The organism is Pseudescherichia sp. (genome assembly GCF_031998825.1).
Classification (GTDB): Bacteria; Pseudomonadota; Gammaproteobacteria; order Enterobacterales; family Enterobacteriaceae; genus Pseudescherichia.
Window position 1 is genome coordinate 1 of sequence record NZ_DAMACX010000011.1, and the last position, 26,600, is coordinate 26,600.

The 26,600-nt window shown below is 55.3% G+C and carries 22 protein-coding genes; 13 read left to right on the forward strand and 9 right to left on the reverse strand.

Going from position 1 to position 26,600, the window contains the following annotated elements; genetic code table 11:
- The first annotated feature begins 36 nt into the window (after positions 1-36).
- Positions 37-984 carry a ribose-phosphate diphosphokinase gene (gene prs, locus RTP97_RS07260; RefSeq protein WP_312209439.1) on the forward strand — a complete coding sequence of 316 codons (948 nt, stop codon included), beginning with the start codon at positions 37-39 and terminating at the stop codon, positions 982-984.
- 133 nt (positions 985-1,117) lie between these two features.
- Positions 1,118-2,788 (forward strand): C4-dicarboxylic acid transporter DauA, encoded by a 1,671-nt coding sequence (gene dauA / locus RTP97_RS07265; RefSeq protein ID WP_312412387.1) that lies wholly within the window; start codon positions 1,118-1,120, stop codon positions 2,786-2,788.
- A 3-nt stretch (positions 2,789-2,791) separates the two neighbouring features.
- Here the strand turns inward: dauA and RTP97_RS07270 are convergent, their stop codons facing one another.
- Positions 2,792-3,832 (reverse strand): MerR family transcriptional regulator, encoded by a 1,041-nt coding sequence (locus RTP97_RS07270; RefSeq protein ID WP_312412160.1) that lies wholly within the window; start codon positions 3,830-3,832, stop codon positions 2,792-2,794.
- Between the two features lie 163 nt (positions 3,833-3,995).
- Entirely contained in the window at positions 3,996-4,271 is a 276-nt protein-coding gene (gene ychH / locus RTP97_RS07275) for a stress-induced protein YchH (RefSeq protein WP_144814695.1), read from the reverse strand.
- A gap of 273 nt (positions 4,272-4,544) precedes the next feature.
- Between ychH and pth the strand changes: the two genes are divergently transcribed.
- The 9 genes from pth (at position 4,545) to RTP97_RS07320 (ending at position 15,996) form a co-directional block, all read left to right on the forward strand.
- Positions 4,545-5,129, forward strand: a complete 585-nt coding sequence (gene pth / locus RTP97_RS07280) for an aminoacyl-tRNA hydrolase (RefSeq protein ID WP_312209436.1) — start codon at positions 4,545-4,547, stop codon at positions 5,127-5,129.
- 126 nt (positions 5,130-5,255) lie between these two features.
- Entirely contained in the window at positions 5,256-6,350 is a 1,095-nt protein-coding gene (ychF, locus tag RTP97_RS07285; protein WP_312412162.1) for a redox-regulated ATPase YchF, read from the forward strand.
- 354 nt (positions 6,351-6,704) lie between these two features.
- Positions 6,705-7,601, forward strand: coding sequence for a helix-turn-helix transcriptional regulator (locus RTP97_RS07290; RefSeq protein WP_312412164.1), 897 nt, complete (start codon positions 6,705-6,707; stop codon positions 7,599-7,601).
- Positions 7,602-7,604: 3 nt separating this feature from the next.
- Positions 7,605-8,594: a dynamin family protein gene (locus tag RTP97_RS07295; protein ID WP_312412166.1), complete on the forward strand. Its 990-nt coding sequence runs from the start codon at positions 7,605-7,607 to the stop codon at positions 8,592-8,594.
- Positions 8,595-8,604: 10 nt separating this feature from the next.
- On the forward strand, positions 8,605-10,866 hold the full coding sequence (locus tag RTP97_RS07300; protein ID WP_312412168.1) for a dynamin family protein: 2,262 nt from the start codon (positions 8,605-8,607) through the stop codon (positions 10,864-10,866).
- A gap of 4 nt (positions 10,867-10,870) precedes the next feature.
- Positions 10,871-11,752 carry a hypothetical protein gene (locus RTP97_RS07305; protein ID WP_312412170.1) on the forward strand — a complete coding sequence of 294 codons (882 nt, stop codon included), beginning with the start codon at positions 10,871-10,873 and terminating at the stop codon, positions 11,750-11,752.
- 10 nt (positions 11,753-11,762) lie between these two features.
- The gene (locus tag RTP97_RS07310) at positions 11,763-14,999 is read left to right on the forward strand and encodes an ATP-binding protein (protein WP_312412173.1); all 3,237 of its coding nucleotides are present in this window, start codon (positions 11,763-11,765) and stop codon (positions 14,997-14,999) included.
- A complete protein-coding gene (locus tag RTP97_RS07315; RefSeq protein WP_312412176.1) occupies positions 14,996-15,595 on the forward strand; it encodes an HNH/ENDO VII family nuclease in 600 nt (199 codons plus the stop codon). Before RTP97_RS07310 ends, RTP97_RS07315 begins: the two co-directional genes overlap by 4 nt.
- Positions 15,592-15,996, forward strand: a complete 405-nt coding sequence (locus tag RTP97_RS07320; RefSeq protein WP_312412179.1) for an SMI1/KNR4 family protein — start codon at positions 15,592-15,594, stop codon at positions 15,994-15,996. The genes RTP97_RS07315 and RTP97_RS07320 overlap by 4 nt, the downstream gene beginning before the upstream one ends.
- Positions 15,997-16,085: 89 nt before the next feature.
- On the opposite strand, the gene RTP97_RS07325 is transcribed toward RTP97_RS07320, so the two are convergent.
- Positions 16,086-17,195, reverse strand: a complete 1,110-nt coding sequence (locus RTP97_RS07325; protein WP_312412180.1) for a YbfB/YjiJ family MFS transporter — start codon at positions 17,193-17,195, stop codon at positions 16,086-16,088.
- A 180-nt stretch (positions 17,196-17,375) separates the two neighbouring features.
- On the opposite strand from RTP97_RS07325, the gene RTP97_RS07330 reads away from it, so the two are divergent.
- Positions 17,376-18,170 (forward strand): helix-turn-helix transcriptional regulator, encoded by a 795-nt coding sequence (locus tag RTP97_RS07330; RefSeq protein ID WP_312412181.1) that lies wholly within the window; start codon positions 17,376-17,378, stop codon positions 18,168-18,170.
- On the opposite strand, the gene RTP97_RS07335 is transcribed toward RTP97_RS07330, so the two are convergent.
- Positions 18,136-18,999, reverse strand: a complete 864-nt coding sequence (locus RTP97_RS07335; RefSeq protein ID WP_312412389.1) for a DMT family transporter — start codon at positions 18,997-18,999, stop codon at positions 18,136-18,138. The two genes, RTP97_RS07330 and RTP97_RS07335, sit on opposite strands and share 35 nt — an antisense overlap.
- Before the next feature lie 349 nt (positions 19,000-19,348).
- On the opposite strand from RTP97_RS07335, the gene proP reads away from it, so the two are divergent.
- Positions 19,349-20,818, forward strand: a complete 1,470-nt coding sequence (gene proP / locus RTP97_RS07340) for a glycine betaine/L-proline transporter ProP (protein WP_312412184.1) — start codon at positions 19,349-19,351, stop codon at positions 20,816-20,818.
- A gap of 32 nt (positions 20,819-20,850) precedes the next feature.
- On the opposite strand, the gene RTP97_RS07345 is transcribed toward proP, so the two are convergent.
- The 5 genes from RTP97_RS07345 to RTP97_RS07365 form a co-directional block, all read right to left on the reverse strand.
- Positions 20,851-21,618 carry a DUF3750 domain-containing protein gene (locus RTP97_RS07345; protein ID WP_312412185.1) on the reverse strand — a complete coding sequence of 256 codons (768 nt, stop codon included), beginning with the start codon at positions 21,616-21,618 and terminating at the stop codon, positions 20,851-20,853.
- Positions 21,619-21,724: 106 nt separating this feature from the next.
- On the reverse strand, positions 21,725-23,044 hold the full coding sequence (locus RTP97_RS07350; protein WP_312412187.1) for an FAD-binding oxidoreductase: 1,320 nt from the start codon (positions 23,042-23,044) through the stop codon (positions 21,725-21,727).
- A 249-nt stretch (positions 23,045-23,293) separates the two neighbouring features.
- A complete protein-coding gene (locus tag RTP97_RS07355) occupies positions 23,294-23,992 on the reverse strand; it encodes a GntR family transcriptional regulator (RefSeq protein WP_312412190.1) in 699 nt (232 codons plus the stop codon).
- A gap of 140 nt (positions 23,993-24,132) precedes the next feature.
- Positions 24,133-25,635, reverse strand: a complete 1,503-nt coding sequence (locus RTP97_RS07360) for an aldehyde dehydrogenase (protein ID WP_312412192.1) — start codon at positions 25,633-25,635, stop codon at positions 24,133-24,135.
- A gap of 9 nt (positions 25,636-25,644) precedes the next feature.
- Positions 25,645-26,538, reverse strand: coding sequence for a dihydrodipicolinate synthase family protein (locus tag RTP97_RS07365; protein WP_312412193.1), 894 nt, complete (start codon positions 26,536-26,538; stop codon positions 25,645-25,647).
- Positions 26,539-26,600 lie beyond the last annotated feature (62 nt).

Below are 26,600 nucleotides of genomic sequence, written 5' to 3' on the forward strand. Positions count from 1 at the left end.
CTATCCACCACTGGACGCATGCCTGAGGTTCTTCTCGTGCCTGATATGAAGCTTTTTGCTGGTAACGCCACCCCGGAACTAGCACAACGTATTGCCAACCGCCTGTACACTTCTCTCGGCGACGCCGCCGTAGGTCGCTTTAGCGACGGCGAAGTCAGCGTACAAATCAACGAAAATGTACGCGGTGGTGATATTTTCATCATCCAGTCCACTTGTGCTCCAACGAACGACAACCTGATGGAGTTAATTGTCATGGTTGATGCGCTGCGTCGTGCTTCCGCAGGCCGTATCACCGCCGTGATCCCCTACTTCGGCTATGCCCGTCAGGACCGCCGCGTGCGCTCCGCGCGTGTGCCCATCACCGCAAAAGTGGTTGCCGACTTCCTCTCCAGCGTTGGCGTTGACCGTGTCCTGACCGTTGACCTGCACGCAGAACAGATCCAGGGCTTCTTCGATGTCCCAGTTGATAACGTATTCGGCAGCCCCATCCTGCTGGAAGATATGCTGCAGCTGAATCTCGATAACCCGATCGTTGTCTCTCCGGACATCGGCGGCGTGGTTCGCGCTCGTGCTATTGCTAAGCTGCTGAACGATACCGATATGGCCATCATCGACAAGCGTCGCCCGCGTGCCAACGTCTCTCAGGTTATGCACATCATCGGCGACGTTGCCGGCCGCGACTGCGTGCTGGTTGACGACATGATCGATACCGGCGGTACGCTGTGCAAAGCGGCAGAGGCGCTGAAAGAGCGTGGCGCCAAGCGTGTCTTCGCCTACGCCACCCATCCGATCTTCTCCGGCAATGCGGTGAACAACCTGCGCCACTCGGTGATCGACGAAGTGGTCGTCTGCGACACTATTCCGCTCTCTCCTGAGATCAAGGCGCTGCCAAACGTGCGTACTCTGACGCTCTCCGGCATGCTGGCCGAAGCGATTCGTCGTATCAGCAACGAAGAATCCATCTCCGCGATGTTCGAGCATTAATCGCAACGTATGACAAAAACCCGCCTCGGCGGGTTTTTTTGTGCCTGAAAAACATTTGTATGATGTATTCACGCATTATCTGTTATTCACATGGAGGATAATGCGTGCATGAATGACTACCCTTGTGAAGATCATGAACCTTGCAGAGATTTTACCCTTTCGCACGCTGATTGAAGCGTGCTGGAAAGAGAGATATACCCTCCCGCGTTTCACCCGTGACCTGGTGGCAGGCATCACCGTCGGCATTATTGCCATTCCACTGGCGATGGCGCTGGCTATCGGTAGCGGCGTAGCACCTCAGTACGGCCTCTATACCTCGGCAGTGGCCGGGATTGTCATTGCCCTCTGCGGCGGCTCGCGCTTTAGCGTCTCCGGCCCGACGGCGGCATTTGTGGTGATCCTCTATCCGGTCTCCCAGCAGTTTGGTCTGGCGGGCCTGCTAGTGGCGACGCTGATCTCCGGACTCTTTTTGATTCTTTTCGGCCTCGCCCGCTTTGGCCGCCTGATCGAGTACATACCGCTGCCCGTCACCCTGGGCTTTACCGCCGGGATTGGCATCACCATCGGCACCATGCAGATAAAAGATTTTCTGGGTCTGGAGATGGCCCAGGTGCCGGAGCACTACTTACAGAAGGTTGGCGCGCTGGTGATGGCGCTGCCTTCCCTTAATCTGGGCGATGCCGCCATCGGCGTGGTGACGCTCGGGGTGCTGATACTCTGGCCGCGCCTCGGGATCCGCCTGCCGGGTCATCTTCCCGCCCTGCTGGCAGGTTGTGGGGTGATGATGCTGGTTAAGCTGGCCGGTTTTGATGTGGCAACCATCGGCTCGCGCTTTCACTATCTGCTGGCTGACGGGACCCAGGGCAACGGCATTCCACAGCTTCTGCCCCAGCTGGTGCTGCCCTGGCAGATGCCCGGATCCTCTTTTACCCTGAGCTGGGCCTCCGTTCAGGCGCTGCTGCCCACCGCTTTTTCAATGGCGATGCTCGGGGCGATTGAATCCCTGCTCTGCGCGGTAGTGCTCGACGGCATGACCGGCACCCGGCATAAGGCCAATAATGAGCTGATCGGCCAGGGGCTGGGCAACCTGATTGCTCCCTTCTTCGGCGGTATTACCGCTACCGCGGCGATCGCCCGCTCGGCGGCTAACGTACGTGCAGGAGCAACCTCGCCCGTAGCAGCAATTATTCATGCTCTGCTGGTGATCCTTGCCCTGCTGGCGCTGGCTCCCCTGCTCTCATGGCTGCCGCTGTCGGCGATGGCCGCCCTGCTGCTGATGGTGGCATGGAACATGAGCGAGGCGCATAAGGTCGTTAACCTGCTGCGGCGCGCCCCCCAGGACGACATTATGGTCATGCTGATCTGTATGTCGCTGACGGTGCTGTTTGATATGGTTATCGCCATCAGCGTCGGCATCGTACTGGCGTCGCTGCTGTTTATGCGCCGCATCGCCCGCATGACGCGCCTCGCTCCGGTTAACGCCGGGGTGCCCGATGACGTTACCGTGCTGCGGGTCATCGGGCCGCTCTTCTTCGCCGCTGCCGAAGGGCTGTTTAACGATCTGGAGACGCGCATCGCCGGCAAACGTATCGTGGTGCTGAAGTGCGACGCGGTGCCGGTGCTGGATGCCGGGGGGCTGGACGCCTTCCAGCGCTTTGTCAAACGGCTGCCGGAAGGCTGTGAGCTGCGGGTCAGTAACCTGGAGTTTCAGCCCCTGCGCACGATGGCGCGCGCAGGCGTTAAGCCGATTGCCGGGAGGCTGGCGTTCTACCCCAACCGTGACGCGGCGTTGGCTGATCTGTAATGATTAGGGTGCAGCGTACCGGCGCTGCATCATTACCCCAATCGCCTGCTGTAGCCAGGCCAGCACCTCGGGGGTCATCCAGGTCCCCTTCATTAACAGCGGCTCCTGCTGCATAGCAACGCGGAACTTCTGCTGGGTAGTTGGATCCTCTCCCGCATAGGACTGGAAAAGTTCGAGCCAGTTATGCGCCAGCTGCTGGCCACGTTCAGAGGCAGGATCGTACTCCTCCCGCGTGGCCTGGTGCAGCTTTGCCACCAGCAGAGGCCACTCCATCAGTCGGTCAAAGTAGTGCGTCCGGGTAAAGGCCATCTCCTGCGGAGTAAGATAATGCTGCCAGATAGCCAGCTTGCTCTCAGCAAAGGCGCGGGTAATGTAGTCGATAATCTGCGGCGTAATCCCCGTCCGCTCGCGCATCTGCGGCTCCACGCTGTGCATCTCGTTGAGGCGGGTCAGAAATTCCGGCTTGCCCCCCGTATCCTGCTCCAGGCGATCCATCCAGCGGATCGCCAGATCCATCGCTTTGGCATCGGTTTCGGCAACCTGTTGCGCCATCAGCGACTGCGCTTCCGCGACCAGCGCCGCCCAGACAGAAGCCAGCTGTTCGCCTTCGGCGGCAAACGGCAGCTGCTGTAGCTCTTCTTTAGTAAACCAGCGATCGTACATATTCATTAACTCCAGAGTCTGTAGCCAGGACTCCAGATCCGGCTCGCTCTCCTCTTCCAGTCCCGTTCGTAGCGCACAAAGCTGGTCGCGCAGGGTATGAACAGTGCGTAGCTGCCTGTCCAGCAGCGCGATCTGCGCATCGAGCAGATCGGGAAGCGAGAGCGTATCCTGCTCCAGAAAATCCTTGATTTCGGCAAGCTCCAGCCCCGCTTTTGCCAGCGCCTGGATCATATGCAGGCGCTGTACATCGGCAAGGTTATAGAGCCGGTAGCCTGCTTCGCTTCTGGCGGAGGGCAGCAGCAGCCCGGTTTGCTCGTAGTGGTGTAGCGTGCGAACGGTGATGCCAGCACGTTTCGCCAGCTCGCCTACCTGAATTAACATTGCTGCTCCTTGTCCTGACCAGTAGCGCCACTCTGGGCCCTTACGTTACGTGAGGGTCAAGGGACTAGCAAAAAAAAGCGTAAAAAAAACGACTCTCATGAGTCGTTTACTGTTTCGTAGGCCGGGTAAGCGTAGCGCCACCCGGCGAAATGAGTGGCATCCATCAGCTATGCTTATGCTGATCCCGGCGGCAGCGTTTGTCGTAGTGGCGTACCCACCAATATTTATCGCACACCTGTTCGTGGCCGCCGATGCGTGCGCCAGCCAGCCAGAGGATCGCGCCAAGGAAAATGCTCAGTATGGCCCCGTGAGCGAAGTACTGCGGCAGGTTAAGCTGCGGGAGCTGATTTAAGATAGAGTAACCGACGCCAACCACCATCACCACTAACCCTAAACCCATAAGCGCATTTCCAAGTCTCGATGCGTTTTTGCGTTTCATATGTCACCTCCGGCGTTGTGGGCTGAACGGGAAATATCCCCAATCCTTATGGGTAAAGTATAGGCAGGGCTTATTTTGTAGGGTGCGGGCGGGATCACAATTACAAACATCATACTCACAGAACTTTACATATAACCCCCTGAACTCAATCATTTTCTAATAGTTATTAAGAGTAATTATTTCTAATTTTATCTTTTAGCCGCAGAATTTTGTCAACGCCCGCGCTACCACGTAAACTACGCGCCAAAGAGTGAACTTTTCAGGAAAAGAGACGTGACGATTAAACTGATTGTCGGCCTTGCCAACCCGGGCGCGGAGTATGCCGCCACCCGCCATAATGCCGGTGCCTGGTATGTCGATCTGCTGGCCGACCGCTACCGCGCTCCGCTGCGGGAAGAGCCTAAATTCTTTGGCTTTACCTCACGCATTAACCTTGCCGGAGCAGACGTACGCCTGCTGGTGCCGACAACCTTTATGAACCTGAGCGGTAAAGCCGTAGCGGCGATGGCAACCTTCTATCGCATTAACCCCGATGAGGTGCTGGTGGCGCACGATGAGTTGGATCTGCCCCCAGGCGTGGCAAAATTTAAGCTGGGTGGCGGTCATGGCGGCCATAACGGCCTGAAAGATATCATCAGCAAGTTTGGCAATAACCCCAACTTTCACCGCTTACGGGTGGGAATTGGCCATCCAGGGGATAAAAACAAGGTTGTTGGCTTTGTGCTGGGCAAACCGCCCGCCTCTGAACAGAAGCTTATTGATGATGCCGTTGACGAAGCGGTGCGCTGCACCGAGCTGTGGCTGAAAGAGGATCTGGTGAAAGCCACCAATCGCCTGCACGCTTTTAAGGCCCAGTAGCCCTGAGCGATGCCATTTTTGCCGCGCAGCGCGTCTGTAACGTGTATAATAGGCGAAGCTATTAACTTTTCTGCAATCTGTTTTGTCTAACAGGTTGATTATCAAGATATTAAGGTGATGTAAACCATGGGATTCAAATGCGGTATCGTCGGCTTGCCGAACGTCGGTAAATCTACCCTGTTCAACGCGCTGACCAAGGCGGGTATCGAAGCTGCCAACTTCCCGTTCTGTACTATTGAACCAAACACCGGCGTGGTGCCGATGCCGGATCCGCGCCTCGACCAGCTGGCGGAGATCGTTAAGCCGCAGCGTATTCTGCCGACCACGATGGAGTTCGTTGACATCGCCGGTCTGGTAAAAGGCGCATCCAAAGGTGAAGGCCTGGGCAACCAGTTCCTGACCAACATCCGTGAAACCGAAGCCATCGGTCACGTGGTGCGCTGCTTTGAGAACGACAACATCATCCACGTTAACAACAAAGTGGATCCGGCTGACGATATCGACGTTATCAATACCGAGCTGGCACTTTCCGACCTGGACACCTGCGAGCGCGCCCTGCAGCGCGTGCAGAAGAAAGCCAAAGGCGGCGATAAAGACGCGAAAGCGGAACAGGCGGCCCTGGAGAAATGCCTTCCCCAGCTGGAAAACGCGGGCATGCTGCGTGCGCTGAAAAACCTGACGGATGAAGATAAGGCTGCCATCAAGTACCTGAGCTTCCTGACCCTGAAGCCGACCATGTACATCGCGAACGTCAACGAAGACGGTTTCGAGAACAACCCGTACCTGGACAAAGTGCGTGAAATCGCTGCTGCGGAAGGTTCTGTAGTGGTTGCTGTCTGCGCCGCCGTTGAGTCCGACATTGCCGAGCTGGACGATGCCGACCGTGACGAGTTTATGGCCGAGCTGGGTCTGGAAGAGCCGGGCCTGAACCGCGTTATTCGCGCCGGTTACGAGCTGCTGAACCTGCAAACCTACTTCACCGCCGGTGTGAAAGAGGTTCGCGCTTGGACTATCCCGGTGGGCGCTACTGCCCCGCAGGCCGCGGGTAAGATCCACACCGATTTCGAGAAGGGCTTTATCCGCGCCCAGACCATCGCCTTTGAAGACTTTATTACCTATAAAGGCGAACAGGGTGCCAAAGAGGCCGGTAAGATGCGTGCCGAAGGGAAAGAGTACATCGTTAAAGATGGCGATGTGATGAACTTCCTGTTCAACGTGTAACGCTTCCTGCTTCAGATGTAAAAATGTCCACGCTACGGCGTGGATTTTTTTATATATAAATGTCAATTATTTTTCTCAAAACCTACCTTTTTTTGCACTAAATTCTCAAATCAATTTCCTGCCAAATTTTAACTCCTTGTTATAAATACTTTTTTTCATGCTCACCTCGAACTCAACTTCCTGCCTCATTTTTTAACATGTTGTTATCCATAATGTTTATCTAAAACTTGCCGTTAATTATGATTCATGGCGAGGCATATCACCGTAAATCTTTGATAGCGGACTGATGTGACACGACCTGTCACTTTGACATGACATTATGCACGCGCTCAGATAACAATGGACAAACTGCAAATGAGTAAAACAAACACACAGCTAGCGCTTCGTATTGCCGATCTTCTGCTGCGCCTGAATAATGGCGAAACGCTCCATCTGGCTAAGATGGCTAAAGAATATGGCGTTAGTACGCGCACTATACGTCGCGATATCGAAGAGAGACTGCTCTTTCTTGAGCTTCAGCGTGACGAGAAAAACGGCGGCTATACCCTCCCCCCAGCAATGTTAGGTCGATTCGATAGTAACAGCATTGAGCTCTATTCTCGCATCGCTGGGATTAAAGGGTTATTTCCGACGCTTGATAAACAAATGCTAAAAGCCATCCTACACCCTTCTGGACAGCATAATTTTTTGGTTCATGGTCATAAGTACATTTCAGATGACATTCAAAATGAGAACTTCCCTCGGCTGCAACGTGCAATTGATGAGCATCGGGTCGTTTCATTTCGCTTCCAACGTAAGGAAGAGCAACGAACCTATACAGTTGAACCCTATAAGCTCATAAATTACAACGGTATCTGGTATCTGGCTGCCCGGCATGAAGAGAGAATTAAAAATTTCACCCTGAGTAAAATAGCCGCTCTCGATTGCTCATTCCAGCTCTTCACGCCTGATGTGGCGCTGCTTCAGGGTATTAAACAGGAAGAGAGCGTTTGGGGAAGTGAAGAGAAATTTGAAGTAGTGCTGAAAGTATCCGCTGATGTAGCTGAATACTTCCAGCGCCGCCAGCTTCTCAATCATCAGATCATAGAGAAACAGATCAGCGATGGCAGTTTAATTATCTCTACTCAAATTTCACACAAAACCGAGATAATCCCGGTAGTGCAGTATTGGATCCCACATATGAAAATTATTGCTCCAGAAAGCCTACAGAAAGAGCTGGAGCAAGGAATTAAAAACTGGCTAGATGAGTAAAACATGGCTCCATTAAAAATACGCATCAAACGAAAGAATAAGAAACAGCCGCCCCGTAATCCTGGACGCCCTTTGACCAAGGTGAACATCCTTGTTGCTGCGACAATGAGCGCTGGCAAAACATCGCTTATCAACGCACTTCTCGGTACCGACCTGCTGTGGTCAGCTAATGAGGCGGCGACCGCGACAATTACACGCATTCACCATAACAATCGTGATGAAAAGGTTATCCGAGGGATCAGTTTTACCTGGGAGGGAGAGAGCCATCAGATAGCCGAAGCGGTGGACAATCAGCTCCTGCATGCGTGGAATGCCAGCCCGCATGTGAAACATATTGAGCTGAGCGGGCACCTAAGCGCCTTTGCCAATAGCCGTTTTATGCCGGTAATTTATGATACTCCCGGTGCAAATAACAGCCAGGACAGTACCCATGCGCTGCTGCTCAAAGAGGCGCTCAACGAGTGCGATGATGGGATTATCATCTATGTACTCAATGCCACACAGCCCGCAACGCGTGATGATGCGCATCTGTTGGGCGAGATCAAACAGCATCTGGATACGACCCCAGAAAAACGCATCATCTTTATTCTTAATAAAATTGATCAGCTGGATGAGGAGCGTGGCGAAACGCTGGCGCGGGCCGTAGAGGCCACTGCAATGTATTTGGAAAATAGCGGCTTTTCTGCGCCGATTATTATTCCCGCTATGATGAGCTCCTCACTAGTCGCGAGAAAAATGCTATCTCGCCTCAGCATTACGCGTATGCAGAAAAACCATCTGCGCAACGAACTGCTGCGTTTTCGTGTGAATAAGCACGCCCTGAATGACGTTGCTCGTATCCCCGAAAAAATACGCAAGATATTAAGCAAAGAATTGATGCGTAGCATCCCCTCTTCCGAACACAGCAATGAGTTTTGCGATAGCGAGCTGCGTCAGTTTACCGATTATAGCGGTGTGCGGACGTTGGAACTCTATCTGAAACATTACCTTTGAAGAGCAAAAAATGAATAAAATTTATATCGAACATAACCCGTTTATTGTTGAAACCCATTTTTTAATTAATGGTTCCGAGCCAGCCGAAGGATGCAAGCTTTCAAGCTTTAAAGAGCTCCGTCTTCAGGTATGGGTCGAAACCCTTTTTGATGAGCTCAGCCGCCTGCTTAACGGCGATACGGCGTTCAGTATTGAGTTCAAGGGTGTCGAATCCGATTATATGGATATCCTGGCATCCGCCGAAGCGGCCCGTCTCAAAGGCATGACCATTGAGCTTGAACCGATTGGGGTCACTGAAGTGCATCATCGCCTTAATGCGATCCAGGCGCTGATGGAAGAAGCCAGACAAAATCCGCAGTTCAACGATTACATTGAGAATAATGAGAAGGTCAGCACAGGTTTTCAGGCCGCGTTTGACCGTGACTTCAACCTGTACGTCGTGGCGACCATGTCATCCGGCAAATCCACGCTGATCAATGCCATGCTTGGTCAGGATATTTTGCCGGCAGCCAATGAAGCGACAACGGCCACTATCGCCCAGATTACTGACGATAAAACGTTAGGCTCGTCGTTTATGGCGCGTCGTATAAACAGCTCGGGGACAGCAAGCGATGAGGTAGCGGTTTCCGCTGAGCTCATGAAAGAGTGGAATATGATGGAGGACACCCGTCAGATCGAGCTGCGGGGCAACATTGTTTCCATGCAGGAGCGGGATAACGTTCGCCTGGTGCTGACCGATACCCCAGGGCCAAACAACAGCCAGGATGACGAACACGAGCGCGTCACCATGAGCTACATTCAGGATTCTCAGCGCAACCCGCTCATCCTGTATGTGCTTAACGCCTCTCAACTGGGTATTAATGACGATCAGCATCTGTTGCGTCTGGTCGCACAAACCATGAACCGCGGAGGCAAACAGAGTAAGGATCGTTTTATTTTTGCAGTTAATAAAATGGATAACTTCGATCCGGAAAGCGGCGAAAACGTCAGCGCAGCGCTGGAGCGCGTTAAAACGTATCTACAGAATAATGGTATTCAGAATCCTCAGGTTTACCCCATTTCGGCAAACCTGACTCGCCTGCTGCGTAAAAACCCTGATGCCCGCACCCGCAAAGAGCGCGGCGATCTTAACACCATGACTGAACTCTTCGAGGAAGAAGCCAGCATGGATCTGCCTTCCTACATGCCGCTGACTTCCCGGGTAAGACGCGCTCTGGACGATCGTAAGCTAATGCGAGTGGAGTACCGCAGTGGGTTACCCGCCGTTGAGGTTATGATCGACGAGTATATTAATAAATACACCTTCCCGAATCGGCTGAAACGGGCCTATGAGGCACTCAATCAGGCGATTGAGAAAGGCATGCGCGAAGCCGAGCTGACCGAGCAGCTGGAGCAGGATGAGCGCGAGCTGGCTTACCTGGCCGAGCAGATTACGTTACTGGAGCAAAAACGAAAAGAAGGTGCCAATACTGAAGTTTATAAGCAAAGCCTGCGACAAAACGGTAAGTCATTGCCGCCGCATATTGCCCAGTCATTTACTAAAAAAATAGCGCCTGTTTTAGCCGCTATCAAAGAGCAAGGTAACGAGTTCTTAAAGCATGAGCATGAAACCCAGGCCAACGCACAAAGACTCCTGCATGCCGTAGAGTACGATGCGCGTTTTCGTTTTAAAGAAGTAGTTAACGAGTACGAGTCCGCATTTCAAACTTCACAAGAGCTTATAAAAACGGAGCTGCAGGAAGAGTACAACCGTTATATTAGCGCGCTCTTTGAAAATACCCGTGAGCTAAAGCTGCCTTTACTGGAAGGGTTAAAAGCCAGTATGAGCGACTTCTCGCTTAACCTAAGCCTGGATGGAAGCATTAAAGAGAAAGAGGAGCGTTATAACCAACGTGAAGTGAAGGACTCGTCATGGTGGAACCCCTTCAGCTGGGGCCGAACCCGCACCGTCTGGGATAGCCGCACCGTCGAATACGTCGATATGCATGAGCTTTGGAATATAAAGCGCGGAGAAATTGAAGGTAATTTTAAAGACTTGATGAGCGCCGCACGGAAAAAAACCGAAGCGGATAAAGACCGCCTCGTTGAGAGCTATATCGCCTTTATCGAACGTGAATTTGAAAGCAAATTCAATGAACTTATTGTAAGCCTGAAAGAAAAACTCACTGACCATGAAGCCCGGGAGATCGCGGTGGCTAAAGCTCGCGAACAGAAAGCGTGGATTGGTGAATTCAAGTCACGTCTCGACAAAACGTTGAGCCTTGCGGAGTAACAACATGGATCAGACATTTCGTACCGCTTTTTTAGCTGCTCTCAATAGCCCACAGCGCGATTTCGCCCTGTTAAACGCCATGCTGGACGAAGCGAATACAACACGGCAAGGCATGTTTGAGCCGCACAAAGAAGATAGCGTTTGCGAGCCAATCAATACCGACACCATTGACTGGGACAGCCACTACTTTGCCCTTCAAAGCATGAGCCTTCAGCATAATTTTTCACTGGAGCGGGCCACCCATCTGATCGCCCTCTGTCAGTGGCTGACGGAGCACAAGCATGCGGGATTTGCACTCGCTGAAAACAGACATAACGATAATGGAAACAGCAGCATGTACAACGAAGAGTCAACCCACTTTACACCAAGCCAGAGCCTGCTTGCGGCCATGGAATCAGACTCAATCAACCGCATCCGTTCAGCGCTGGTCGTCGAACTGGAAAATAACCGCCTTGATGCGCAGGCGGTGCGCCAGGCTTTAAAATGGGTTGATGCTCGCACATCAGGTCTGTTTGAACCCTACGAAGAAAATAGCTTAGCGCTGGGTTTTGAACAGGATAAAAATAAGTGGGATACCGATTACTATTTTTTGCAATCGGCTTACCTGAACATGAATTTTTCGCGGGAGCGGTTCGAACACCTGATGGCGATCTATCAAGTGCTTCGTGACCGCGCGGTTGCCGGTTTCACTTATCAGCCGAAACTGTCCCAGCCTCAGCCTCAGCCTCAGTCCCGTCCCGATGCGCGGCCAGCCACGGAGCCGCGTCCATACAGGCCTGCACCTGCCGCGCCGGAACGTCGCAGCGGCTCATCGCCGCTGAATGTCGCCATGCTGGCCGGTGGCGCTGTCGCCGCGCTGGCGCTATTAATTCTCGCGCTGCTGTAGGGGGCCATCTATGCAAAAACAGATGATGCCGCTCCAGATCCAGGAGATGGAGCAGCGCGCGGCAGGGACGCTCGCTTCTGCCAACACGCTGATTAATCGCAGCTATCTGGCTGAGATGCGTCACTATCCGGTACAGCCGCTCGAAGAGTATCAGGGCGTGCCGATTCACCGCGCCGGTGATATCCGCGTGTTTCGTATTGAGCGGATTGTGCAGGAAAATAAGCAGTCGGTGCTGGAGAGCACCACTGCCGCCTACACCGCGTTAGGCGCCGCGGGTTATAGCGTCTTTTTATTGCTGAAATCCGATGGTCGGGAAACCGATGTCTATATTGGCACGCGTGGTACGCCGGGTAAAATGCTGGGGCAAAACTCTGGTGAACTGCTTAATGAAACCTTCAAGGGACACTTCCCCGGCAGCAAGCTGGTTGCGCAAAATGCGGAACAAACCGCACAGTTACTGGATGGTGCGCTGGCGCAAAAAGAGAACCCGTCCTCGGCGGTAACCGCCGTGACGGGCGTACCGTCGCTGGCAACGGAAGACAGCGAACATTTTATGCAGGGGCTGGAGCATTTTATTGATGCCGCCGAAAGCCGCGTCTATCAGGCGATTATCCTTGCAGAGCCGGTTACGCCGCCAGAGCTGGACCGCATTCGCACCGGTTATGAAAAGGTCGCCACGCAGCTCTCTATCCTCGCTAAACGCCAGTACTCGTTTGGCGTGCAGGATAGTGACAGCGTAGGGCTAAGCATCAGCGAAGGCCTGAGCCACTCTCTCGGAGAGAGTTTAGGCATGACGGTCTCTCAGGGCACCTCATTCACCCGCGGAACCAACCACGCCACCAGCGTGGGCTCCTCAAGCAGCGAATCTACTTCCGGGGTGATTGCTGACATCATGGCGGGCTATAAAAATGGCAGCCAGACATCGCTCGGCGCGGCGTTCAAAGGTGTGCTGCAAGGCGCTGCCCTTAACCGTAGCCACTCCACCAGCATGAACGAGAGCACCACCGTTGGCACATCCGAAACGCAGGGCAGCAACGCTTCCCAAAGCGAGTCGCGTACGCTGAACCGGAACGATACCACCACCCGTACTGACAGCCAGACGCTGAATAAAACAAGCGGGAGTAGCCAGCAGATTTCTCTGGAGGTACATGACAAAACCATCGAGAACCTGCTGGCAAAAATCGATCACCATCTGGATCGGGTGAACGAAGCGCGAACCTATGGCGGATGGCAAACAGCCGCCTACTTTATCGGTGACAGTACAGCCTCATCCGAATCACTGGCCAGCATCTTCCTGGGACTGATGCGCGGTACACGCTCCAGCACTGAGGATTTTGCGTTGACGACGTGGAACTCGCAAAGCAAGCGGCCCATTCTGGACTGGTTATCGGTGCTGGCCCATCCCCTGCTCAAACCGGCCATTGCTCCCATGCTGCCTATCGACTGGCTAACGCCAGCGACGCTGGTTTCAGGTAAAGAGATGGCTATTCAGCTAAGCCTGCCGCGCCGCTCTACCTCAAGCGTTGCGGTTCTGCACACGCAGTCCTTCGGACGCAAGGTTCAGCGACTCGACGGCCCGGACCCGTCGGCTAAGAACGTACGCACTCTCCGGCTGGGTCAAATGCGTCACCTCTGGAACGATCTGGATACGGCGATTGAGCTTGACGTTGATCAGCTCTCCAGCCATATGTTTATCACTGGCTCCACTGGGGCAGGCAAAAGCAATACCGTTTACGCCATCCTTGAACAGCTGGGTCAACACCGTATTCCCTTCCTCGTCATCGAACCGGCAAAAGGAGAGTATAAACAGGTATTCGGCCAGCGGGACGATGTGTCGGTCTTCGGCACGAACGGGCGCTTTTCGCCGCTGTTGCGCATTAATCCCTTCCGTTTCCCTGAAAGTACGCATGTATTTGAACATATTGACCGTCTGGTTGACGTGTTTTCTATGTGCTGGCCAATGTATGCCGCCATGCCTGCCGTGCTGAAAGATGCCATTTTACAGGCCTATACCGTCTGCGGTTGGGATCTCGTTACCTCTGAAAATCGCTGGCAGCCAGCGCTTTTTCCAACGTTTGCCGATCTGTTGGAGCAACTTCGGCAGGTGATTGAACAGTCGGAGTGGTCCCAGGAGGTGAAAAGCAACTACATCGGCTCGCTGGTCACCCGCGTCAACTCTCTTACCAATGGGTTAAACGGGCAAATTTTTAGCGGTGATGAAATTGATAACGCTGTTCTTTTTGACAGCAATACGGTTATCGATTTGAGCCGCATCGGCTCGCAGGAGACAAAATCGTTCATTACCGGCATTCTGGTTATTCGCTTGAACGAACACCGTGCCGCAATGCCTGAGATGAATCAGGCGCTGCGCCACGTTACCGTACTTGAAGAGGCCCACCATCTGTTAAAACGCAGCGCTGGCGGTCAAGGCAGCGAAGGCGCAGATATTACCGGGAAAGCGGTGGAGATGCTTGCCAACGCCATCGCTGAGATGCGAACCTGGGGCGAAGGTTTTATCATTGCCGACCAGTCGCCGTCAGCCGTAGATATGGCGGCCATCCGCAATACGAATACCAAAATTATCATGCGTCTTCCTGAAGAGATGGATCGTCGCACCGCTGGCAAATCTGCCACGCTAAGCGACGAGCAGCTTGACGAACTTGCTCGCCTGCCGCGCGGCGTCGCAGTCGTGTATCAAAACGACTGGCTGGAGCCGGTTCTGTGCAGGGTATCGAAGTTTGAATCACCCACCGTGCCGTGGCGATATACGCCATCGGAGTCGAGCGCCAAAACAGATCTACACTCCTGGGAGATGTTACTTGGCTGGTTGCTCAGTAAACGTCTGCCCCGCCCCGTGTCCATCACGCCTGCCATGCTGCCAGACGTTGTCGATGCTCTGCCTTTACCCACCCGCAGTAAAATCTTGCTGCGCTCGCTCATTGCCGAGTTTAGCGCCCATCGCACCTTACGTATTCAACATGACGGACAGTTCCGTCAGCTGGCGAAAACAGTTGTTGATCTGCTTGATTGCCGCCGCGAAGTCGTGTGCCGGGTACGCGAATGCGCTGATTTCAGCGCCGTGAGCGACGCGCTCGATACGCTGCTGAATCAGCGTATCGGTCATTTACCGCAAACGCTACGCATTGCGGTGCAACAGTGCCTGATGAAAGACCTCTCGGGCGAATCAGAAACGTGGCTAAAAATATATGCCGGATGGCGTAAGCATATACAGGAAATAGTGCAATGAGTGAAATTATCGTTCTGAAAGAGGTGCTTGAACAAGGCATGGATGAGCTTCTTGAAGCCCTCGCTGAAGGGATCGATAGCGCAGATATTGATATTGATAGCCTCGATAAATCCGTGGTCCAGGGCGACGCGCCACTCACTGAACTGAGCGACGAAATGCGCGACACTTTACGTGAAAAAGGCTATAGCGAAGAGATCATCGAGCGTATTGGCAGTGAAGAAGAGGCGCAAATTTATCTGGACGCTGGGTTGGAGTGTGAGACGGTCAATGGTAAAGATGTGCTAGTACAAAACGAAATCGATCCGGATCAAGTGGACGAGTTCGGTATGACCAATCTTGAGCGTATGGAAAAAGGCCTGCCGCCCAAAGATGCCAGCGGTAAACCGTATGAACTCCATCACATTGGACAAAATGCCGACTCCCCCCTGGCGGAGCTGACCAAAAGTGAGCATATGGGCGGCGGCAATAATAAGATCCTGCACGACGTAAATAAAGATTCTGAAATTAATCGCGGCGATTTCAAAACGGAGCGCGCCGAGCACTGGAAAACACGCGCGGAAGAAATTAAAAATCAACGAAGCGAGGTGGCAGCATGAAGCAGCTAAAGTCATTTATTGAACAACATGAGGCAATTTACCGTCCGGTAGATGCGGCGACGATTAATGCGGCAGAACAGGCGCTTCATATTACTTTCACCCCGGACTATAGAGCCTGGCTGGAAAACGTCGGGGTTCTCTCTTATGAAGCCACCGAAGTGTTTGGGCTGGGCGTTAAGGAGACCGCGTGGTTAAGCATACTGCGCTCTACAGTTGAATTGCGCCAACAATACCCCGGCTTCCCTGCCTCGGCGGTTCCGCTAATGGATGCGGAGGATGGTCACTATTATCTCTATGACAACGCGACCGGCAAAATTGTTCGTTGGTCACCGCTGTCTGGCATAATAGAGACGCTGAGCGTTTCACTGGAAACCTTCGTGCTCCAGCACATTGAGCAATAAATCGCGCTTGATTAACGTGTAACTCATTTTTCGCGGCACATTAAAATCCACGCCCCGGCGTGGATTTTTTTATGGTCTGGTGGCAGCCCTCATTTCCGTATCATAAACAGCACCGCCCCGCCCCCGGCGATCAGGCAGCCTGCCGCCAGCAGCAGCGCGGGTTCCAGCGAGGAGAAGAGCGCGACGCAGGCAGAGGAGACCAGCGGCCCCGTCAGCTGCCCGGTGGCATAGCCAGCCGTCAGCATTCCCACCATTTTCGCCATCTCACCGTTTGACACTTCCCGCGCAAGGCGCATCGACAGCTGCATAATGGACAAGAAGCACAGCCCGGTCAGCACGGTCGACATCAGCAGTCCTGCCGCGTTGTTGGCTATGACCGGTGCCGCAACCCCTACGCCCTGCACGATCATCGCTAATGCCAGGCTGATACGCGTATTCACGACGGCGGCGAACATAATCACCAACAATACTCCCGCTACCGCAGAGAGTCCGAACAGCGGCCAGAAAAAGGCAGCCTGGTTACCGCTGCTGAAGACAGCATGCGCCATCTGTGACAGGAAGGTCGCAGGCAAGATGTAACCAAAACCCGCAAGCGTATATACGCCGAGCAGCACCTTAAGGTTTCGCCCTACGGGTACCGCCCCCCTTTTCTTCTGCATTGCAGGTAACTCATGCGGCAGGCGACGAAAGATCAGCAGGATCGCGACGAGGGCAACGGCGCCATAGACATACCATGCCTGAGAGGAGTTGACGTGTTGCGCTGACATAATCCATGCCAGAACGCCGGTCAGCGTAATGCCTATACCCGGACCGCTGAATACCGCTGCGGAGAGACGTGGCGCATTTTTCGCTGCCAGCTCCAGCTGCGTCCAGGAGGTGACGATAATCAGTGCCCACGCGCCGCCCACGCCTGCAATAAAGCGGAAAAGGCATTGCAGGACAAACGAAGAGGTTACCCCTGAGAGAAGCGTGACCAGCATAGCGGCAAGCAGCCCCGTTTTCAGGTAGGTAGTGTGATTGCTCTGCATGCGGCTGACATGAATCGCGCCCAGCAGATAGCCGATATAGTTCATGGCGGCAAGGATCCCCGCACTGGACAGATTGAGAAATCCATCGTTAATCATTACCGGGATCTGCGGCGTAAGTGAAAAACGGCCAATACCCATCACCACCACCAGCGTGATTATTCCGGTGAGCATAGTGCTGATGCTCCCGGCGGCTAAACGCCCAGCGCGTAGGGTTTCTGGTATCTGTTGCGATGACATATTTCAATTTTTCCCATAACTACTCTATTCTGTGCGGCAATCGTAAGTGCTAACGCCTCCAGCAAAAATGGGGGGGATTATCCTATGACTATGAGTCATAGCCAGGAGAGGCTGATGTCCCGCAACGAGGACGTGAAACATTTTCTCACCCGCCGCCGCGCGGCCGTCGATCCCGCTGAGTACGGCTTTGTCACAACCGGACGACGGGTAAAAGGTCTGCGGCGTGAGGAGGTTGCGCAGCTGGCTGCCGTGAGTGTCAGCTGGTATACGTGGCTGGAACAAGGCAGAAGCATCAGTATCTCCCATGGCGCCCTGCAGCGTATTGCCAGAGTACTAAAACTCACCCCGGTGGAGCAGGATTACCTGGAGGATATCGTTTTCGGCCACCGGGCTGTGCCGCAGAGCGCCAGCAGGCAACTGCCTAAAGAAGTGACGGCAATGGTTGAGGCGCTGAACCCACATCCAGCGTTTATTCGCCGCGCTAACATGGACATCCTTTACTGGAATGAGGCGGCCAGAAATGAAATTTTTGACTGGTCGACCGTCGCTGAAGAGAACAGAAACTCCCTGAAGTTAATGTTTTTAAATGAAGAGTACAGGAAAATTATTCACGACTGGGATAGCGCTGCCCGGCATACTATTTCCGCCTTCCGCTCAAATTACGCCGCAGCCAAACAGGCGGAGGAGTTTGAAGCCGTTATATCCGTGCTGAATCTGCAAAGCGCGGATTTCCGGCGGATGTGGAATTACCACGACGTGAGTAAAATCGGCGCGGGATATAAGGCCATTATTGATAAGAACGGCCATATCAATCGATTCACCTATACCTCACTGGAAATAGAGAACCTGCCCGGCGTATTTGTCCTGTTCTACCTTAAGACTGTGGCCGAACCACCATTCGCCATCTGAACCACAGCTGGGCCACTAATATTAATATCCCGCCGGTGATCTTCTGCATCGGCAGTTTCTCTCCATACCAGATTGCCGCCGCGATCACCGTTAGCAGCGGCTCCAGCACCATGATAATCGCCGCATTAGCAACGGCGGCATGCTTCTGCCCCTGAAGCTGAAGGCCGAAACGCAGGCTGGTGGCGATCAGGATGCTGGCAAGCAGCCACATTGCGGTGGTAGCGGTAAAAGGCTGGGTCCACGTCTCCGTCATGCCGGACAGCACCAGCCCCACCACCCCGGTCATGCCCAGCTGCACTGCCGTCAGCGGCAGCAGAGGTACCTCCCTGGCGCAGCGGCTGGTGTAGCAGAAGGAGATCGACTGCACCACGGCGGTCAGCAGAAACCACCCCTGACTCGCGTGAAACGAGATGGGAAACTGTAGGCTCAGCAGTCCTAACCCAACGAAGGCCAGCGGCAGACACTCCCAGTAGGCGCGGGCGGGCCGGACCTTCATCATCCCCCACGCCACCAGCGGCACGAACAGCATCGACAGGCTCATGATGAATGCACCTTCGCCCAGCGAAGGGGTGGTTGAAACGGAGTAGATCCACAGGCACATGGTCAGCGCCATCCAGCCACCGCTGATGAGCACCCGTATAATCTGCTCCCTTGGGATGCGCTGCCCCCGGCAGAACGGCAGCAGGACCAACGCGGCACAACCAAAGCGTAGGCCCAGAAAGGCAAAAACCGGCATCCCGGAGATACCCTCCCGGGAAAAGATCCAGCCGCAGGCGGCGATAAGGGTGACCATAACGAGAAGTACATCAGCCTGCCGCTGCGGGTTCATTGAAATATTCATCACTACAAACAAATATAAAAAACGGTTGTGTCATCATAGTGCTAACGACATCAATTAAATAGATCGTTAGCAGGCGAAATAGTAAACCCTGTATTTTAGGGGGTTTATTTATCGCTTTAACCCTGCTCAGATTAAGCTGATATCGCCACTATTTCCGGCAAAAGCAGCAAATACCGCCAAAAAGTTGCACCCTGCGCCTATTTTATTTATGGTGTACCCCCGCCGCTAAACGTGGCGAATCATCATTATCTGCATCTTATAGCTTTCTTTTCCTCTGACATGAGTATTAAGGCTGCGAAAGCTATAAGGTTGCGCCATCCACACTCATGGGGAGTTTATGAGCAACGGAACGACGTTAAACCAGCAACAAAACCACGCTTCAACAAGCAATGAATTAACCGTAGACGACATTACCGTTATCGATAGCGGCCTGCTGAAAAAGGCCGTCGGCGCAGCTGCGCTCGGTAACACCATGGAGTGGTTCGATTTCGGTGTCTACAGCTACCTGGCGGTGATCATCGGCCAGGTCTTCTTCCCCGGTGCCAGCAGCACCGCGCAGCTGATCGCCTCCTTCGGCACCTTTGCCGCCGCCTTCCTCGTGCGGCCTATCGGCGGGATGGTATTCGGCCCGCTGGGGGATCGCTTCGGTCGCCAGAAGATCCTCGCCCTGACGATGATCATGATGTCGGTAGGCACCTTCTGTATCGGCCTGATCCCCTCCTATGACAGCATTGGTATCGCCGCGCCGATCCTGCTGCTGCTGGCGCGTCTGGTGCAGGGCTTCTCTACCGGGGGCGAGTACGGCGGAGCCGCGACCTTTATCGCGGAGTACTCCACCGACAAACGCCGCGGGTTTATGGGCAGCTTCCTGGAGTTTGGTACTCTTGGCGGCTATCTGCTGGGTGCCAGCCTGGTAACGATCATGATCGCGGTTCTGCCCACCGAGGCGATGCACGCCTGGGGCTGGCGCATTCCCTTCTTCCTGGCCGCGCCGCTGGGGCTGTTTGGCCTCTACATTCGGCTGAAGCTGGAAGAGACCCCGGCGTTTAAAGATCATATGGATAAGCAGGAGGCGCTGGAGCACAGTAAGCCGCAGCTCAGCCTGTTACAGATGCTGAACAAACATCGCAAGCAGATCCTGAAGTGCATCGGCCTGGTGCTGGTGTTCAACGTCTCGAACTACATGCTGACCTCCTATATGCCAAGCTATCTGACCAGCGTGCTGGGCATGAGCGAGCTGACCGGGCTGCTGCTGGTGATGGTAATCATGTTTGTGATGATGCCGCTGACCCTGGCCTGGGGCTACTGGACCGATCGCATCGGTCGCCGCCCGGTGATTGGCCTGGGCGCTGCGGGGCTGATCCTGCTGGCAATCCCGAGCTTTATGCTGATCGGCTCCGGCAATATGCTGGCGGTGTTTGGCGGGCTGGTTATTCTTGGCGTGCTGCACACCTGCTTTAGCGGCACCATGCCCGCTACGCTCCCGGCCCTGTTCGTGACCGACATCCGCTACAGCGCGCTGGCGATTGGCTTTAACCTGTCGGTCTCGCTGTTCGGCGGCACCACGCCGCTGGTCACCGCCTGGCTGGTAGATACCACGCACAACGTGATGATGCCCGCCTACTATATGATGGGTGCGGGGATTATCGGTCTGATTACGGTTCTGACCCTGCGTGAGACGGCCCAGAAGCCGCTGAGCGGCTCCTCCCCGGCGGTAGCAACCCGTGCCGAGGCGCACCGCCTGATCGATAAGCTGCGCAAGCAGAAGCGCGCTAAGCATCTGCGAGCGCAGGTGGCGAGCGAGTAAATAAACTTAAAACCCACGTCCGCGTGGGTTTTTTACTGCTCCTGCAAATTATCCGACCCGATGCCGCCGATAAACGGCAGGCGCAGGCGCAGGGGCGTAAAGTCGAGGCCGACGTTTAAACCAAGCACGTTAAGTTCAAACCCCTCCTCTGCCCCCAGGGTCACCCCCGCCACGCCCAGCACCGAAACCTGTAGTCCGCGTCCGGAAGGCGGCAAGCCGATGGGCCGGTAGATCGGACGGTAGTCTTTCCCTACCGCATTAGCAGGCAGATCGAGCCTCAGGTCAGGCACTTCCCGACCGATATGGGCAATAAAGGTGTTGCTGTTGGGCCCCGGCCACGCGTGATAGGTGGTCGGCCACGGATAGGAGGCAATCGCCGCCTCAATCTGCGGGATCATCGCCTCGGCTTCTGGCCCACGACGATCCACCAGCAGGCGCGGTCTGGACCCGTACCAGTAGCCATCCGCCTGGTTACGGTCGCGGCGCACCTTGTCGCCGCTGCCCCAGCTGATCACCTCGTAGCGGGTGTAGTGGTCCTCTCCGGCGCGTTTGAAGATGATCCACGGGTGCACCGCCACCGCCCCTTTCCAGCCGTAAGTTGGCGCAGCATAGACCTGAACGATCGCCAGCCGGGCAAATTTGACCGGATCGGGCGCGATGCCGGACGAGTCACGACGGGCGGACCACCACCCCTCGTTGGCCTTTGCCTCGCGCTGGCTGACCGCCTGGGCGAGACTGGCAACAAGGGAGAGCAGAATAATACACAGCAGACTCAATAGAACTGTTTTGAGAGCGATCATGGCACCTGTAGGGGAAATAAAAAAACGGCGGGAGTTAGCCTATTCTACCGCCGTTTTTTTACCCAGCAAGCGCTGTGCTTAATTTATCACCAAACTTTACGCACGCTTAAACCTCCAATCCCGCACGGAACTGGCCCCACTTCAGCACCGAGTTGACGCCAATGGAGAGGAACGGCTCCGGCGGGGTCCTGTTCGGTCCCGGCGACGCCACCAGGAAATCGATTAGCTCGTTACGCTCTCCGGCGATCATATCCGCCAGCAGTTTGCCGGTGGCGGTGCCGCGAGTGATGCCCAGCCCGTTGCAGCAGAGCGCGCCGTAGACGTTCGGTGCCAGCTGGCCGAAGAAGCCTTCGTGGTTATCCGACAGGCAGATCGCCCCGCTCCAGGAGTATTCAAAATCCACTTCAGAGAGCATTGGGAAGCGGCGCTCAAAGGATTTGCGATGCGTTTCGATATAGCCCTTCAGGAGTCGCTCACGCGGGCGGCCATCCGGCTGGAAGCTGAAGCTGTTGCGGATCAGGATGCGATTATCAACCGTGCGGCGTACCGTGCTGCCGAAGGGATGGGCAGGGATAACGCCCCACACCGGCTTGCCGCCGAGTCGGGCCTGCTCTTCGCTGCTTAGCGGACGGGTCAGGCTGCCGTAGAGGAAGGTCGGCAGCAGACGGCCCCGCAGGAAACCAAAGTGTGCGGCGAAGGCGTTATTGGCGAGGATCAGCTTATCGGCGGTGATGCTACCCTTGTCATGCACCAGGGTCACCTTCTCGCCGTAGTCAATGGAGGCGATGGGCGTGTTCTCATAGAGAGTAACGTTGGAAGGCAGGCTATCCGCCAGGCCTTTTACCAGCGCCGCGGGCTGCAGCAGGATGGTACCGGGAATATAGAGCGCCTGTTTGTAGTATGAGGTACCGATATGGTCCGGCAGATCGCGCCCGGCGATCATCTGCGATTCGCGGCCTATCTTCTCCAGCCCGCTGCGGTACGCTTCAAGGATAGCAATGCCCTGATCGCCTACCGCCGCCTGGTACTTGCCGGAGTCCGACATCTGGCACTCGATGCCGTGATCCTTAACGATGGCACGCAAATAGTTCTGACCCAGGGTGTTGAGCTTGAGGATCAGGTTGGCGGTCTTCACGTCACCGATGTAATCCTTCGCGCCAATGTCATGAGGCACATCAATGGCAAAGCCGGCATTACGCCCGGAGGAGCCGAACCCCACCTCCTGAGCCTCGATCAACACCACTTCATCGTCGGGGAAGTTGAGCGCCAGCTGGCGGGCCGCGGCCAGTCCAGTAAGCCCAGCCCCGACAATCGCCCAGCGGGCGTGCTTGTGCCCCTCATGGGCAGGACGCGGGGTACGTTTTTTACTGGTGTGATACCAGCCCGGCAGGGCGTCATCAGAAGGCAGAGAGGTGATCTTTTGCACGTTCGTTACTCCGGTACGTTTTTCTTTAATCCATCCCGCCAGAGAGCCAGCCGGATGGTGCAGGGTCATGTTACGGAAAACAGGTTTATGAATATTTCTTGTATATTTTATGTATACAACTTGTATAAAAAACATGACGCGCGTAGCAAAAATGCACTCTGCATGAAAAAAGAAAAACGTTACTGAAGGGGGGTAAAACGCAGGCTTAGCGGGGCCTGCCGGCGAGCGCCAGCAGGCGTGAGACGGTATTTAGCGGTTGGCTTCCGGCGTCTGGATCAGATGGTCAGCTTTCAGCCCCTGCGGAGCGATAAAGATCTCCATATTGACTCGGGACAGCTCCCAGTGCTCAAACACCAGATCGACAACGGCCTGTTCATCCCGCGCCTCGATGGCGGCAATAAAGGCATCGTGATGATCCGCCGCGAGCTGCAAACGCTGCTCCATATCTTCGTTCTGCGGACGGAAGAAGGTATGGCCGATGCGGCAGTGGTCAATAAGCAGACGCCCCAGGCTGGGTTGCAGATAGGGATTGCCCGCCATCTCTCCCATCAGCTCATGGAAGCGATTATTCTCCAGGGCCAGCGCTTCGGCGTCATGGGTCTGCACCGCCTTACGAAAACGCTTTTGCGTCTCCTTCAGGGCCTTTAGCTGGGCAGGCTTGTAGTTCTGCACCGCCAGTCGCCCCGTGGCGGCGTAGATCATTGGCGCGACAAGGAAGAAGTTGCGCAGCGTTGAGTGGCTCATAGGGATCACACGCACGCCGCGCTTCTCGACGATTTCGAGATAGCCCTCACCGGCCAGCCGCTGAAAAACCTCTCTCACGGGCGTCCGGGACAGGCCGTACTGCGCGGTGAGGCTGGCTTCGTCCAGTAACTCATCCGGGTCGAGTTCCATCGTTAAGATAAGACGCTTTAGATCCTCATAAAGCGCCGCTTTACCCGTTCTCATTGTCGCCTCCTGGAAATGCCCTGTGCATATTGAGTGTGATAGTGATTAACCTACAGAAAAAGCCTGTATACCACAAAAATAGTTAAAAAATTCACACCCCACACAAGGCGATGTTTTCACAGGAGATCGTTCCCCGATCCTTATGCCTCTTCCGTTGGCACATCGATCCAGATGGTCTTCAGCTCCGTGTACTGATCGAGGGCGAAGACAGACTTGTCGCGTCCGCCAAAGCCAGACTGCTTGTAGCCGCCAAACGGCGTAGTGGCATCGCCTTCGCCGAAGCAGTTAACGGTGACCGTTCCGGCCCGGATAGCACGGGAGACGCGGATCGCCCGGTTGAGTTTGCCGGTATAGACCGATGCCGCCAGACCGTACGGTGTGTCGTTAGCCAGCGCCAGCGCCTCGGCTTCCGTTTTGAAGGTGGTGACGCAGAGCACCGGCCCGAAGATCTCCTCCCGGAACAGCGCACTTTTCGGGGTAACGCCATCAATGACGGTGGGCTGGACGTAGATCCCCTGCTCGGTGTCGCCGCCCTGCACGATACGTAGCCCCTCCTTGCGCGCAGTATCGAGGTAGCCGCTGACCTTGCTGAAATGCTCGGGGGAGATCATCGTCCCTAGCTTATTCTGCGGATCGCTGGGGTTCCCCATCCGCCACTCGCCAATCTGCTCTGCAATAATGGCCAGCAGCGTCTCCTTGACCCCCTCCTGCACCAGCAGGCGCGAGGTGGCTGAGCAGTTTTCGCCCATATTCCAGAAGGCGCCGTTAAGCACGTGTCCGGCCACGGTGTGCAGATCCTCAGCATCGTCAAAGACGAGGGCCGGGTTTTTGCCGCCGCACTCCAGGACCACTTTCTTGAGGTTGGACTCCGCAGCATAGTGCAGGAAGCGTCGCCCGGTGGCGGTTGAGCCGGTAAAGCTCACCATATCGATATCCGGATGCAGGCCAATAGGCTCCCCGACCGCCTTCCCGGTTCCGGTCACGATATTCAGCACTCCTGCCGGAACGCCTGCTTTACTTGCCAGTTCCGCTACCCGCAGCGCGGTGAGCGAGGTCTGCTCGGCCGGTTTTACCACCACCGAACAACCTGCCGCAAGCGCCGGGCCGATCTTCCATGCCAGCATCAGCAGCGGGAAGTTCCACGGCAGCACGCAGCCCACGACCCCGATCGGTTCGCGCACCACCAGCGCCATGGCGCTGTTGCCTACGGGGGCAGTGTGGTCGTAGAGCTTATCAATGGCTTCCGCGTGCCAGCGCAGCACGTGGATGGTTTCCGGCACGTCCACCGCCAGGCACTCGCTGACCGGCTTGCCGCTGTCGAGGCTCTCCAGCACTGCCAGAGGGCTAATCTCCTGCTCCATCAGGTCGGCCAGCTTTAGCAGCACGGCTTTCCGCTCGCCGGGCGCCAGCTTACTCCAGCTTCCGGCCTCGAAGGCGGCACGGGCACCGCTCACCGCCGCGTCAACGTCGCTGGCGTCACAGGCGGGAATATCCGTGAGATGCTCGCCGGTGGCCGGGTTGGTGGTCGCCAGGGTTTTGCCCGAGGCAGCCGCCGTAAAGCGACCGTTGATAAAGGCCTTCTCCGGCAGGGGCAGATCCCGCGTCAGGGTGGTGACATCATTTAACGTAGAGAGCTGTTGCATAGATCCTCCTTACGCTGCCGCCACGTTGCGCTTAACGTCGGCGATAATAGTTTGCAGCTGGGCCTTCTCCTCCTCATTGAGATCAAGCAGCGGAGCGCGGACCTGACCCGAGCGCAGACCGTTCAGCTCGCAGCCGTAGCGGATAGACTGCACAAATTTACCCCCGTCGAGGAAGTTCATCAGCGGCATCATCGCCGCCATAATTTTGCGGCCCTTGTCGAAGTTCTTCTCTACTACGCAGGCTTCATACAGCGCCACATGCTCGCGCGGAATGAAGTTTGATCCAGCGCAGACCCAGCTGCGCGCACCCCAGGCGAAGAACTCCAGCGCCTGATCGTCCCAGCCGCAGGAGATGGCGATTTTCGGGAACTTACAGGCCAGCAGGTGCAGGTTGTTGAAATCGCCCGAGCTCTCTTTGATCGCCACCACGTTAGGAGACTTACTGACCTCGTTGAAGTAGGTCTCTCCCATGGTGATGCCCATACGGCCCGGATAGTTGTAGAGCATGATCGGCAGCTGGGCAGCGTTATCGATGGTCAGCGCATGATGAGCGTTCTCCAGCTCGGTGGGCAGCGCATAGGGCGGCGAGGTCACCAAAATCGCGTCAGCCCTGGTCTCCCGGGCATGCTTCGCATAGTGAACAGCATCTTCGGTGCGGGTCGCGCCGGTGCCCACGATCAGCGGCAGACGGTTGCCAATCACCTTCCGGGCGTGCTCGACCAGCGCCATCCGCTCCTCTGCGCTCTGGGCATAGTACTCACCGGTAGAGCCACCGATGATAATGCCGTGCACGCGGGCCTCAATCAGCGACTCCAGCACGTCAGCAAAGCGTGCAAAGTCAATGCTGCCGTCGGCTGCGTAAGGGGTGATTGCCGGGGTGTAAATACCTTCGAATGTCAACACGATAACCTCCAGGGTGGAAACTTATGACCATGACTGCCTGCTCACTGGCAGGGACAGGATGC

Excerpts from the sequence above, each read along its gene's own strand:
- RTP97_RS07300 (WP_312412168.1), top strand. The coding sequence starts at position 8,605 with ATGAATAAAATTTATATCGAACATAACCCGTTTATTGTTGAAACCCAT.
- RTP97_RS07310 (WP_312412173.1), top strand. The coding sequence starts at position 11,763 with ATGCAAAAACAGATGATGCCGCTCCAGATCCAGGAGATGGAGCAGCGC.
- RTP97_RS07305 (WP_312412170.1), top strand. The coding sequence starts at position 10,871 with ATGGATCAGACATTTCGTACCGCTTTTTTAGCTGCTCTCAATAGCCCA.
- RTP97_RS07315 (WP_312412176.1), top strand. The coding sequence starts at position 14,996 with ATGAGTGAAATTATCGTTCTGAAAGAGGTGCTTGAACAAGGCATGGAT.
- RTP97_RS07290 (WP_312412164.1), top strand. The coding sequence starts at position 6,705 with ATGAGTAAAACAAACACACAGCTAGCGCTTCGTATTGCCGATCTTCTG.
- RTP97_RS07345 (WP_312412185.1), bottom strand. The coding sequence starts at position 21,618 with ATGATCGCTCTCAAAACAGTTCTATTGAGTCTGCTGTGTATTATTCTG.
- ychH (WP_144814695.1), bottom strand. The coding sequence starts at position 4,271 with ATGAAACGCAAAAACGCATCGAGACTTGGAAATGCGCTTATGGGTTTA.
- RTP97_RS07270 (WP_312412160.1), bottom strand. The coding sequence starts at position 3,832 with ATGTTAATTCAGGTAGGCGAGCTGGCGAAACGTGCTGGCATCACCGTT.
- RTP97_RS07295 (WP_312412166.1), top strand. The coding sequence starts at position 7,605 with ATGGCTCCATTAAAAATACGCATCAAACGAAAGAATAAGAAACAGCCG.
- RTP97_RS07320 (WP_312412179.1), top strand. The coding sequence starts at position 15,592 with ATGAAGCAGCTAAAGTCATTTATTGAACAACATGAGGCAATTTACCGT.
- RTP97_RS07335 (WP_312412389.1), bottom strand. The coding sequence starts at position 18,999 with ATGAACCCGCAGCGGCAGGCTGATGTACTTCTCGTTATGGTCACCCTT.
- RTP97_RS07325 (WP_312412180.1), bottom strand. The coding sequence starts at position 17,195 with ATGCTCACCGGAATAATCACGCTGGTGGTGGTGATGGGTATTGGCCGT.
- RTP97_RS07355 (WP_312412190.1), bottom strand. The coding sequence starts at position 23,992 with ATGAGAACGGGTAAAGCGGCGCTTTATGAGGATCTAAAGCGTCTTATC.
- RTP97_RS07330 (WP_312412181.1), top strand. The coding sequence starts at position 17,376 with ATGTCCCGCAACGAGGACGTGAAACATTTTCTCACCCGCCGCCGCGCG.
- RTP97_RS07360 (WP_312412192.1), bottom strand. The coding sequence starts at position 25,635 with ATGCAACAGCTCTCTACGTTAAATGATGTCACCACCCTGACGCGGGAT.
- dauA (WP_312412387.1), top strand. The coding sequence starts at position 1,118 with ATGAACCTTGCAGAGATTTTACCCTTTCGCACGCTGATTGAAGCGTGC.
- proP (WP_312412184.1), top strand. The coding sequence starts at position 19,349 with ATGAGCAACGGAACGACGTTAAACCAGCAACAAAACCACGCTTCAACA.
- ychF (WP_312412162.1), top strand. The coding sequence starts at position 5,256 with ATGGGATTCAAATGCGGTATCGTCGGCTTGCCGAACGTCGGTAAATCT.